Below are 10,905 nucleotides of genomic sequence, written 5' to 3' on the forward strand. Positions count from 1 at the left end.
CCTCGACGGTCAGCACGCCACCACGCCCGGTGTAGACACCGGTGGTCGTCCATGATGCGAAGCTCATCCATCCAGACTCACACCGCTCACCCGGATGCGCCACCGACGGGACGGCCCCGGCCGGACGGATGTCCGGCCGGGGCCGTCGTCGCGCCGTACGCCGGGCCGCGCGGGCGACCGCGCGGCCGGGCGTCGCCGGGTCCGGTCAGACGAGGGTCGCGATGGCCTCGTTGAAGGTGGCGGACGGGCGCATCACGGCCGCGGCCTTGGCCGGGTCGGGCTGGTAGTAGCCGCCGATCTCGGCCGGGGAGCCCTGGACCGCGATCAGCTCCTCGACGATCTTGCCCTCGTTGGCGGTGAGGGTCTCGGCGAGCGGGGCGAAGGCCTTGGCCAGCTCCGCGTCCTCGGTCTGCTTGGCCAGCTCCTGGGCCCAGTAGAGCGCCAGGTAGAAGTGGCTGCCGCGGTTGTCGATGCCGCCGAGGCGACGGGTCGGCGACTTGTCCTCGTTGAGGAAGGTGCCGGTGGCGCGGTCCAGGGTGTCGGCGAGAACCTGGGCGCGGGCGTTGCCCGTGGTGGTGGCCAGGTGCTCGAAGGACGCGGCCAGGGCGAAGAACTCGCCGAGGGAGTCCCAGCGGAGGTAGTTCTCCTTGACGAGCTGCTGGACGTGCTTCGGGGCGGAGCCGCCGGCGCCCGTCTCGAAGAGGCCGCCGCCGGCCATCAGCGGGACGACGGAGAGCATCTTGGCGCTGGTGCCCAGCTCCAGGATCGGGAAGAGGTCGGTCAGGTAGTCGCGGAGGACGTTGCCGGTGACCGAGATGGTGTCCTCGCCGCGGCGGAGGCGCTCAAGGGAGAACTTGGTGGCCTCGACCGGGGACAGGATCTTGATCTCCAGGCCCTCGGTGTCGTGCTGCGGCAGGTACTCCTCGACCTTGGCGATGAGCTGCGCGTCGTGGGCGCGGGTCTCGTCCAGCCAGAAGACGGCCGGGGCGCCGGTGGCGCGGGCGCGGGTGACGGCGAGCTTGACCCAGTCCTGGATGGGCAGGTCCTTGGTCTGGCAGGCGCGGAAGATGTCGCCCTCGGCGACCTCCTGCTCCAGGACGGTGTTGCCCGCGGCGTCGACGAGGCGGACGGTGCCGGCCGCGGCGATCTCGAAGGTCTTGTCGTGGGAGCCGTACTCCTCGGCCTTCTGCGCCATGAGGCCGACGTTGGGGACGGAGCCCATGGTCGACGGGTCGAAGGCGCCGTGGGCGCGGCAGTCGTCGATGACGGCCTGGTAGACACCGGAGTAGGAGCTGTCCGGGAGGACGGCGAGGGTGTCGGCCTCCTGGCCGTCCGGGCCCCACATGTGGCCGGAGGTGCGGATCATGGCCGGCATCGAGGCGTCGACGATGACGTCGGACGGCACGTGCAGGTTGGTGATGCCCTTGTCGGAGTCGACCATCGCGAGGGCCGGGCCCTCGGCGAGCTCGGCGTCGAAGGAGGCCTTGATCTCCTCGCCGAGGCCGTTCGGGACGGACTCCAGGCCCTTGAGGACGGTGCCGAGGCCGTCGTTCGGGGACAGGCCGGCGCCGGCGAGGACCTCGCCGTACTTGGCGAAGGTCTTCGGGAAGAAGGCGCGTACGACGTGGCCGAAGACGATCGGGTCGGAGACCTTCATCATCGTGGCCTTGAGGTGCACGGAGAAGAGGACGTCCTCGGCCTTGGCGCGGGCGACCTGCTCCGAGAGGAAGGTGCGCAGGGCGGCGGCGCGCATGACGGAGGCGTCGACGACCTCGCCGGCGAGGACCGGGACGGACTCGCGGAGCACGGTGGTCGTGCCGTCGGCGGCGACGTGCTCGATGCGCAGCGTGCCGTCCTCGGCCATGACCGTGGACTTCTCGGTGGACCGGAAGTCGTCACGGCCCATGGTGGCCACGTTGGTCTTGGACTCGGAGGTCCAGGCACCCATGCGGTGCGGGTGGGTCTTGGCGTAGTTCTTGACCGAGCCGGGGGCGCGGCGGTCCGAGTTGCCCTCGCGCAGGACCGGGTTGACGGCCGAGCCCTTGACCTTGTCGTACCGCGCGCGGACGTCCTTGTCCTGGTCGGTCCGCGGGTCGTCCGGGTAGTCCGGGAGGGCGTAGCCCTGCGCCTGGAGCTCGGCGATCGCCGCCTTGAGCTGCGGGATCGACGCGGAGATGTTGGGCAGCTTGATGATGTTGGCCTCGGGGCGCTTGGCCAGCTCGCCGAGCTCGCCGAGGGCGTCGCCGATGCGCTGCCCCTCCTCCAGGTACTCCGGGAAGAGGGCGATGATGCGGCCCGCGAGGGAGATGTCCCGGGTCTCGACCGTGACGCCGGCCGTCGAGGCATACGCCTGGATCACGGGCAGGAACGAGTACGTCGCCAGGGCAGGCGCCTCGTCAGTGTGGGTGTAGATGATGGTCGAGTCAGTCACCAGGTGCTCCGCTCCACGTCTGCGTATGCGAGATTGCTCGACATCAAGATATCTCGTGATCGCGGTCCTCGGTAAAGGGGCCCACGAGCTCCTCTTCGTCGGGCACGCCCGCGGCCTCCACGAAGGGGCCGCCGAGGCGGTACGAGGCGGGTCCGCCCTCCACGTCCACGTGCCGGAGGACGGCGAGGAGGAGCAGCCCGGCGGCGGCGGTGACCCCGGCGGCGAGGGCCTGGCCGCAGCGGTGGGCCAGGCGCAGCTCGGCCGGGTCGTACGGGGCGGTGGCGGGCAGGCCCAGGGTGTCGCCGAGCAGCAGGAACCCGGCGCCGAGCCCCGCCGCGGCGACGAGCGCGAGGGGCACGGTGACGGCGAGGCCGCGCAGGGCGGTACCACCGCGGCGCGCGGGGCGGACCTTGTTCCGCCGGGCCAGGAGCGCCACCAGGCCGCAGAGGACGGCGAGGGTGACCAGGGCGGCGGCGATGACGTCGCCCGGCCGGTGATGCCCGGCTGCGAGGGTGTACGCGCCGACGGCCACGGCCCACAGGGTGGCGGCGCCGGTCACGGGGGCGCGGAGGCGGTGCGGGACGACGAGGACGAACCCGAAGGCGATGCCCAGGGCGAGCGTGGTCTGCGCGCTGGGGAAGCCGCTCGGCACGAGGGCGCCCGCGACGTCGCCGGGACGCGGGCGGGGCGCGTACCGCTGGAGCAGGCCGGCGACGGCCAGGGCGGTGACGAGGGCGGCCCCGGCGAGGCCGGTGAGGACGTATCGCTTGCGCAGGAGGCCGACGGTGAGGAGGAGAACGGCGCCGGCGACGAGCGAGAGGGTGGTGAACCCGGCGAGGGAGGGGTGCTCGCGGAGGAAGGTGGCGACGGGGGTGTCGGCGCGGCGGCCGGTCACGGCGGCGTCGCCCCAGCGGCGGCCGGTGGCCGTGAGCACCAGGCCCGCGTACACGACGGTGAGGAGCAGGACGGCCCCGAGGCAGGCACGCCGGGTCCGGGTGCGGACGCGGGTGCTGAACGAGCGGGGGGCCTCGCCGGCCACGGCGGCGTACCACCAGGTGGCACCGGTCTCCAGCGGCCTCGGGGAGCCGCCGGCGCGGGGCCTGTCGTAGGAAGCCATGCCCCGATTCGACCCCAGCCGCGCCGTCCGCGCCCGCTGGAGACACCCGAACGACACGCCGGGGCGGCGGGAGGCGGCCCTGCCCGGGCCCGCCGGGAGGCGCGGCGGGCGGCCCCGCTCCCCCGGTCCGCCGGGGGAGACCGCCTCAGGAGGACGCGCGGACCACGAGCTCGGTGGGAAGCATGCGGCGGGGCTGGTCGTCGGGGTCGCCGGGGGCGGCGATCTCCTGGAGGAGGAGGCGGGCCATGGTGCGGCCCATCTCCTCGATGGGCTGGCGGACGCTGGTGAGCGGCGGGTCCATGAGCCGGGCCACGGCGGAGTCGTCGACGCCGACGAGGGCCACGTCGTCGGGGACGCGGCGGCCCGCCTCGCGCAGGACGGCCCGCGCGCCGGCGGCCATGACGTCGGAGGCGGCGAAGACGGCGTCGACGCCGGGGCGCCGCTCCAGGAGTTCCCGCATGGCGCGGCGACCGCCCTCCTCGGTGAAGTCACCGGTGGCGACGAGTCCGTCGTCGGGTGCCAGTCCGGCCTCGGTGAGGCCCTCCCGGTAGCCGTCGAGACGGCAGCGGGCGCCGTACATGTCGAGCGGTCCGGTGATCGTGGCGATCGTCCGGCGGCCGCGCGCCGCGAGGTGGACGACGGCGGCGCGCCCGGCGCCGGTGTTGTCGGAGTCGACGAAGGCGACGCGCTCGTCCTCGGTGCGGCGGCCGTTGAGGACGGCGGGCAGGCCGAGGGCCCTGACCTGGTCGGGCAGCGGGTCGTCGGCGTGCACGGAGACGAGGAGGACGCCGTCGACGCGCTGGGCGGCGAGGTACTGCTCGAACCGCTGGCGCTCCTGCTCGCTGCGGATCAGGGTGAGAAGCAACTGTTTGTCGGCGGCGGCCAGTTCGGCGCTGACACCGCGGATGATGTCGAGGAAGTACGGTTCGGCGAACAGCCGGGCCTCGGTCTCGGGGACCACCAGGGCGACGGCGTCGGTGCGGCTGCCGGCGAGGGCGCGGGCGGCGCGGTTGGGGACGTAGCCGAGCTGTGCGACGGCCTGCTCGACGGCCTTCCTGGCCTGGTCGCTGACCTTGGGCGAGCCGTTGATGACCCGGGACACCGTGCCCCGGCCGACACCCGCCAGGGCCGCGACCTCCTCCAGGGTGGGCCTGCCGGTCCGCCGCCCGCTCACCGCCATGTGCCGCCTCTCCCCTCGGGCCGCCGCCCCGCCTGCGTGTGCGGCGAAACCTATCAGGCGGGGCGGGGCGCTTCGGGGTCGATCAGCCGGCGTCGACGGGGGTGAGCTCCGCCATGGCCGCCCAGCCCTGCTGCGGGGTGTCGACGTGGATGATCTCGGGGGTGGTGGCGATGGCCGGGGCCATCGCGGCCAGACCGGCCGCGAAGTGGGGGGCGGCGACGTGCGCGGCGCCGGCCTCGGCGTCGGCGAATCCCTCCAGGAGCGTGTAGACGCACGGGTCGTCGACGCTCCGGGACCAGTCGTAGAAGAGGTTGCCGGGCTCCTCGCGGGTGGACCGGGTGAAGTCGGCGACCAGGTCGAGCCAGTCGTCGGCACGCTCGGGGCGGACGGTGAAACGTACGGCGATGAAGATCATGTGTCCACGGTGCGCCGGGCCGGCCGCGCGGTGCGGGCCGGACCGCTCAGGATTCCGGCAGGGCCGGAAAGGCGGGGACGGCGCGGGCCAGCGCGGTCCTGATGTGGCCGTGGCGGTGGGCGAAGTCGGCGGTGGGGAGGGAGACGGAGAGGGCGTGCACGATGCCGTCGCCCCGGTCCGGGAGGGCCACCGCGAGGCAGGTGTACGCCGGGTCGGCCTCGCCCATGGAGACCGCGAAGCCCTGTTCGCGCACCCGGCGGGCCTCGGCCTCGAAGCGTTCGGCGCTGGTGATCGTCCGCTCGGTGAAGCGGGCCATGCCGTGCTCGGCGAGGTACCGGCGGCGCAGCGGGCGGGGCAGCGCGGCGAGGAGCGCCTTGCCGTGGGCGGTGGCGTGGGCGCGGGGTTCGGGGCCGGGGGTGAAGGGGTGGGCGGTGTCGGTGACCGGGGCGGTGGTGTCGACGACGGTGATCAGGCCGTCGCGGTAGGCCGTGTGGTACGCCTCCGCGCCGGTGGCCCGGCGGATCCGCCCGAGGAGTTCGCCGGTCCCGGCCGCGAGGCCGTGGTGGTGCTGGTGGGCGCGGTGCAGCGCCGGGACGCGGGGGCCGGGGGCGAAGCCGTCGGAGGTCCTGACGAGGTAGCCGCGGGCGAGCAGCGGTCCGGTGACGTGGTAGACGGTCGACAGGGCGCAGCCGAGCCGCCGGGCCAGGGCCTTCGCGGCGACGGGCCGCCCCGTCTCGGCGACGGCGTCGAGCACGGCGAGGGCGCGTTCGACGGACTGCGGTCCGCCGCTCGGGCGGGGAGGGACGGGCATCGCTCCAGCTTAGGCGGCGGTCGGGGGCGCTTCGCCGGGCCCCTGGCCGGCACGCCCCGGGCCACCGGGGGTGCGGGGGCCGCTCGTGACGACGGCCACCGGAGGGCGCGGGGCCGCCCCGGGCACGCGGATCCCTCACCTCCCGTGGCCCCCTCGCCACCCTCCGTATCAGCGCAGGTCAAACGGGCCTTATGTGCATTAAACACACTTTCGGCGTACGGTCGTGAGGATCCCCCTTGTCCCCGACGCCCGGGAGAGCGTGTGCCCCGCCCCAGGACCGACCGTGCCGCCCAGCCCCCCGAGGGGCGCCGTCCGCGTCTGCGGGCGGTGATGGTCGCGACGGGCGTCGTAGCCGTCGCCGCGGGCGGTCTGTACGTGGCGGGGCTCGTGACCACCGGGGACGAGATATCCGCCGGTACCCGGGTCGCCGGCATCGGGATAGGCGGCATGAGCCGCGCCGAGGCGAGCGCCCGGCTCTCCGCAGAGGCACCCGCCTCCTGGACCGCGCCGATCCCGGTCGCGATCGGTGCCAGGACCACCACCGTCGACCCGGCCGCCGCCGGACTGCGGGTGGACACGGACCGGACCGCCGAGCGCGCCGCCGATCCCTCCCGCGACCCGGTGACCGTGATCCGGCGCCTCTTCTCCCCCGACGCGCGCGAGATCCAGCCGGTGTTCGTCCAGGACACCGCGCGCACGAAGGCCGTTCTGGCCGAGCTGGCGAAGCACAACGACCGGAAGGTCCGCGAGGGCTCCGTCGCCTTCCGCGACGGCAAGGCCGTCTCGACCCGGCCGGTGACCGGGCAGAAGCTGGAGACCGACCGCGCCGTCGGCACCCTGCGCGCCGCCTATCCGGCGGCCCCGGGCGCCTCGGCGGTCGCCCTGCCCGTGACGACGACCGAACCGAAGCTGCCGGCCACCGAGATCGCCCACTTCCTCGGCTCGTACGCCAGGCCCGCCGTCTCCGGCCCGGTGACGCTCCTGGTCGACGGGGAGCGGCTGCGGATCTCCGCCGAGACGCTCGCCGACCACCTGTCGGTGAGCTCCGATGACGGCCGGCTGGCCGGCACGCTCGACGCCGAGGGCCTCCTGCGGGATCCGGACGTGGCCCGGCCGCTCGCCGCGATGACCGGCGCCCCGGTGGAGTCGGTGCTCGGCGTGCGGGACGGCAAGGTCGTCGTCGAGAAGGAGGGCCGCCCGGGCCGCGAGGTGACGGCGAAGGCCCTCGGCGACGCCGTGCGCCCGCTGCTCGCGAAGACCGGCGAGGCGGCCCGTACCGGCCCCGTCGCGACCAGGGTCACGCAGCCGGAGCTGACGTCGGCGTCCCTGGCGCGGCTCGGCATCACCGAGGAGATGTCGACCTTCACCGTGAACTTCCCGAGCGCCCCGTACCGGACGAAGAACATCGGCCGGGCCGTCGAGCTGATCAACGGTTCACTGGTGCACCCCGGCGAGGTCTGGAGCTTCAACCGGACCGTCGGCGAGCGCACCGAGGAGAACGGGTTCGTGGACGGCACGATGATCCTGGACGGCCAGTACCGGCAGGCGCCGGGCGGTGGTGTCTCCGCGGTCGCGACGACCGTGTTCAACGCGATGTTCTTCGCCGGGGTGAAGCCGGTCGAGTACGGCGCCCACTCCTTCTACATCGAGCGGTACCCGGCCGGCCGGGAGGCGACCGTCGCCTGGGGTTCCCTGGACCTGAAGTTCCGCAACGACTCCGGCAAGCCCCTCTACATCAAGGCGAGTTCCACCGACTCCTCCCTCACCGTCAGCTTCCTCGGCACGAAGAAGTACGACTCGGTGGAGGCCGTCGCCGGTCCGCGCACCAACCTGACCGAGCCCGCCAAGCGCGAGGGCACCGGCGAGGAGTGCGTGCCGCAGCCGCCGCTGGAGGGCTTCGACATCTCGGTCGACCGGGTGTTCAAGGACGGTGGGGCCGAGGTGAAGCGCGAGAACTTCAAGACGCACTACACCCCGCGGGACGAGGTCGTCTGCAAGTGACCCGCCGGGCGGCGGGTGCCTGACGGGCGGGGGCCGCCGGCGCGCGGAAGGGTGTCTTCCCGTACGGCGCGGGCATCACTGGGGAGCGGCGTGCGGTACCCCCCGGGGGGGACGGTCACGCCGGCCCCGTCCCGCCGCACCCGCCGGAGGCCCCTCATGGTCCCGCGCAGCCCTCGTCCCCGTGACCCTTTCGAGCGCCTCCTCGACGGGGGCGTGCGCGCCGGCGTGTACCCCTGCGCGGCCTGGGCGGTGGGCGACGCCCGCTCCCTCCTGTCGGAGGGGGCCGTCGGCCTCCCCGACCCCGCGCGCCCGGACCTACCGGCGCGCCGGGACACCCTGTTCGACGTGGCGAGCCTCACCAAGATCCTGGCGGTCTGGGCGGTCGTCGGAACGCTGGCCGACGCGGGCGAGCTGGATCTCACCGCCCCGCTCGGGAGCTACTGGCCCGAGGCGGCCGGGCGTCCGGTGGCGGAGGTCTCCGCGTTCCACCTCCTCACCCACACCGCCGGTCTGCCGCTGCGGGCCAACCTGCGGCATCTGTACGGCTCCGACCCGCGGGCCGTCCGGGACGGGGTGCTGTCCGAGCCCCTGCGGCACCGGCCGGGCGCGGCCGTCGCGTACACCGACCGGGCGGCGCTGATCCTCGGCTACCTCGCCGAGCACCTCACCGGCCGGCCGCTCCCCCGGCTCGCCCGGGAGCGGGTGTGGCAGCCCCTGGGCATGACGGAGACCCGGTACGGTCCGCTGCCGCCGGAGACGGCGGAGCGGTGCGCGCCGACGGAGTACGACGAGGAGACCGGTGCCCCTCTCAGGGGCACCGTCCACGACTTCTCGGCGCGGTTGCTCGGCGGTGCCTGCGGGATCGCGGGCGTCTTCACCACCACCGGGGACGTCGGCCGTTTCCTGCGGCAGCTGCTCGACCCGCGTCCGGGGGCCTTCTCCGCCGGATGGACGGCCGCCTCGCTGCGGGTGCGGACGGGTGAACTGCTGCCGCCGCGCGGCCTGTTCTGGCATCCGGCGCCGGGCACGGAGGCGGCGGACGACGTGTGGGCCCACTTCGGTTTCACCGGCACCGCCCTGTGGGTCTCGCCCGCGCGCGGGCGCTGGGCGGTCCTGCTGACGAACCGGCTGTACGTCACCCGTGACCCGGGTCCGCTCTCCCGCCTCCGGGACGCCTTCCGGGCCGGCGCCTTCGCCTGACCCGTACCGCCCGCTCCTTCGCCGTCCGCTCCCGTCGTACCTCCGCCTCTCAGGCCAGGAACACCGGCAGGGCCCGGTGACCGTTGCTGATGAGGGAGGGGCTGCGGCGGAGTTCGCCCGCGGGGACGGCGAGACGGATGCCGGGGAAGCGCGCGAACAGTTCGCGGAGCACGGTGGCCACCTCCAGGCGGGCCAGCGGGGCGCCGAGGCAGAAGTGGACGCCGTGGCCGAAGGCGAGGTGGTCCTTGCCCGCGCGGGTGACGTCGAAGGCGTCGGCGGTGGGGCCGTGCCAGTCGGGGTGCCGGTTGGCCGCGGCGTACGAGGCGAGGATGGCCTCGCCCTTGGCGATGACCCGGCCGTCGGGGAGCGGGACGTCGGCGACCGCGTAGCGCAGCGGCAGGTGCCGGACGGCCGGCTCGTGGCGCAGGGTCTCCTCCACCACGTCCTGCCAGCCGGCCCTGCCCGCGCGGACGTGGCCGAGCTGTTCGGGGTGGGTGAGGAGGGCGGTCACGGCCTGGTCGATGACGTTGACGGTGGTCTCGTAACCGGCGGCGATCATGAGGAGCAGCGTGTCGCGGAGCTCGTCCTCGGTGAGGGCGGATCCGTCGCCCTCCTCGTCGCGGGTGGCGATGAGGAAGGAGGTCATGTCGTCGCCGGGGCGGACCCGCTTCTCCGCGATGAACTCGTTCAGGAGGGCGTACAGGCGCGCGGTGTTGGCGGCGGCCTCCTCGGCGCCGAGGCGGGTGTCGAAGATGCCGTCGACGACGGCACGGAATCCGGCGTTCCGGGAGGCGGGCACGCCGAGGAGCCGGCCGATGACGGTGATGGGCAGCGGGTGGGCGAGCCGTTCGCGCAGGTCGACGACGGTGCCGGGCGGTTCCGCGGCGAGGCCGTCGAGGAGGTCGGCGACGACGGCCTCGACGCCCGGGCGGAGGGCGGCGACGCGGCGGGCGCCGAAGGCGGGGCCGACGATCCGGCGCAGGCGGGCGTGATCGGTGCCGTAGGCGGTGAACATGTTCCGGGCGTCGACCCAGAGGGCGAGCGGCCACCCCGGCACGACCCGGTCGAAGTCGGCCCAGTGGCGCCGCCCGTCCTTGGAGACGTCGGGGCTGGTGAGCAGCCGCTTGAGGAGGGCGGGGTCGGAGACGGACCAGGCCCGTACGCCGAGGACGTCGACCGGGGTCGCGGGGCCGCGCTCGCGGAGCAGGGCGTGTTCCGCGTCGGGGTCGGTTCCGTTCGGGTCGAGCACGATCGGGCGGTCGGGCGGGGTCACGGCGATTCCCTTCGGTCGGCTACGCCTCCTCAGCGTGGGGGCCGGCCGGCCGCGGCGACAGATCGCATTGCGGCCGTCCTGGCCGGAATTCACCCCGGGAGTGATCCGCCGCACGTGGGTTCGGGACCCCTTGATGGAGCAGGACGGGCGGGGGTTACCATATGAGCGCCGCCTAGCTCGAAAGATAAACTTGTGACTGTCAATGATGACTCGTTCACCAGCTGGAAGAACCGCGAGGAGATCGCGGAGTCGATGATCCCGATCATCGGGAAGCTGCACCGGGAGCGGGACGTGACCGTCCTGGTCCACAGCCGCTCCCTGGTGAACAAGTCGGTGGTCAGCATTCTCAAGACCCACCGCTTCGCTCGCCAGATAGCCGGCGAGGAGCTCTCGGTCACCGAGACCCTGCCGTTCCTCGAGGCGCTCACCACTCTCGACCTCGGCCCTTCCCAGATCGACATCGGCATGCTCGCCGCG

General features: G+C 74.0%; 8 protein-coding genes and 1 pseudogene. 3 read left to right on the forward strand and 6 right to left on the reverse strand.

Annotated elements, in window-relative coordinates; translation table 11 throughout:
- Positions 1-205 precede the first annotated feature (205 nt).
- The 5 genes from RIF68_RS14045 to RIF68_RS14065 form a co-directional block, all read right to left on the reverse strand.
- On the reverse strand, positions 206-2,431 hold the full coding sequence (locus RIF68_RS14045) for an NADP-dependent isocitrate dehydrogenase (protein ID WP_309051565.1): 2,226 nt from the start codon (positions 2,429-2,431) through the stop codon (positions 206-208).
- Between the two features lie 43 nt (positions 2,432-2,474).
- On the reverse strand, positions 2,475-3,548 hold the full coding sequence (locus RIF68_RS14050; protein ID WP_309051566.1) for a phosphatase PAP2 family protein: 1,074 nt from the start codon (positions 3,546-3,548) through the stop codon (positions 2,475-2,477).
- A gap of 145 nt (positions 3,549-3,693) precedes the next feature.
- Positions 3,694-4,728 carry a LacI family DNA-binding transcriptional regulator gene (locus RIF68_RS14055; RefSeq protein ID WP_309051567.1) on the reverse strand — a complete coding sequence of 345 codons (1,035 nt, stop codon included), beginning with the start codon at positions 4,726-4,728 and terminating at the stop codon, positions 3,694-3,696.
- Between the two features lie 82 nt (positions 4,729-4,810).
- On the reverse strand, positions 4,811-5,143 hold the full coding sequence (locus RIF68_RS14060) for a putative quinol monooxygenase (RefSeq protein WP_309051568.1): 333 nt from the start codon (positions 5,141-5,143) through the stop codon (positions 4,811-4,813).
- Between the two features lie 46 nt (positions 5,144-5,189).
- Positions 5,190-5,954 carry an IclR family transcriptional regulator C-terminal domain-containing protein gene (locus tag RIF68_RS14065; RefSeq protein WP_309051569.1) on the reverse strand — a complete coding sequence of 255 codons (765 nt, stop codon included), beginning with the start codon at positions 5,952-5,954 and terminating at the stop codon, positions 5,190-5,192.
- A 330-nt stretch (positions 5,955-6,284) separates the two neighbouring features.
- Here RIF68_RS14065 and RIF68_RS14070 point away from each other — a divergent pair, with 330 nt between their 5' ends.
- Both RIF68_RS14070 and RIF68_RS14075 read left to right on the forward strand, forming a co-directional pair.
- Complete coding sequence (locus RIF68_RS14070; protein WP_309051572.1) at positions 6,285-7,955, forward strand: VanW family protein; 1,671 nt, start codon at positions 6,285-6,287, stop codon at positions 7,953-7,955.
- Positions 7,956-8,168: 213 nt separating this feature from the next.
- The gene (locus tag RIF68_RS14075) at positions 8,169-9,155 is read left to right on the forward strand and encodes a serine hydrolase domain-containing protein (RefSeq protein ID WP_375165698.1); all 987 of its coding nucleotides are present in this window, start codon (positions 8,169-8,171) and stop codon (positions 9,153-9,155) included.
- A 49-nt stretch (positions 9,156-9,204) separates the two neighbouring features.
- Here RIF68_RS14075 and RIF68_RS14080 read toward each other — a convergent pair whose 3' ends face one another.
- Positions 9,205-10,428 (reverse strand): cytochrome P450, encoded by a 1,224-nt coding sequence (locus tag RIF68_RS14080; protein ID WP_309051571.1) that lies wholly within the window; start codon positions 10,426-10,428, stop codon positions 9,205-9,207.
- Positions 10,429-10,620: 192 nt separating this feature from the next.
- Between RIF68_RS14080 and RIF68_RS14085 the strand changes: the two are divergent.
- Positions 10,621-10,905: pseudogene (locus RIF68_RS14085) on the forward strand (glyceraldehyde-3-phosphate dehydrogenase); the annotation flags it as partial.

This window comes from Streptomyces sp. (assembly GCF_031178505.1).
Classification (GTDB): domain Bacteria; phylum Actinomycetota; class Actinomycetes; order Streptomycetales; family Streptomycetaceae; genus Streptomyces; species Streptomyces gulbargensis.

Excerpts from the sequence above, each read along its gene's own strand:
- RIF68_RS14070 (WP_309051572.1), top strand. The coding sequence starts at position 6,285 with ATGGTCGCGACGGGCGTCGTAGCCGTCGCCGCGGGCGGTCTGTACGTG.
- RIF68_RS14060 (WP_309051568.1), bottom strand. The coding sequence starts at position 5,143 with ATGATCTTCATCGCCGTACGTTTCACCGTCCGCCCCGAGCGTGCCGAC.
- RIF68_RS14065 (WP_309051569.1), bottom strand. The coding sequence starts at position 5,954 with ATGCCCGTCCCTCCCCGCCCGAGCGGCGGACCGCAGTCCGTCGAACGC.
- RIF68_RS14055 (WP_309051567.1), bottom strand. The coding sequence starts at position 4,728 with ATGGCGGTGAGCGGGCGGCGGACCGGCAGGCCCACCCTGGAGGAGGTC.
- RIF68_RS14050 (WP_309051566.1), bottom strand. The coding sequence starts at position 3,548 with ATGGCTTCCTACGACAGGCCCCGCGCCGGCGGCTCCCCGAGGCCGCTG.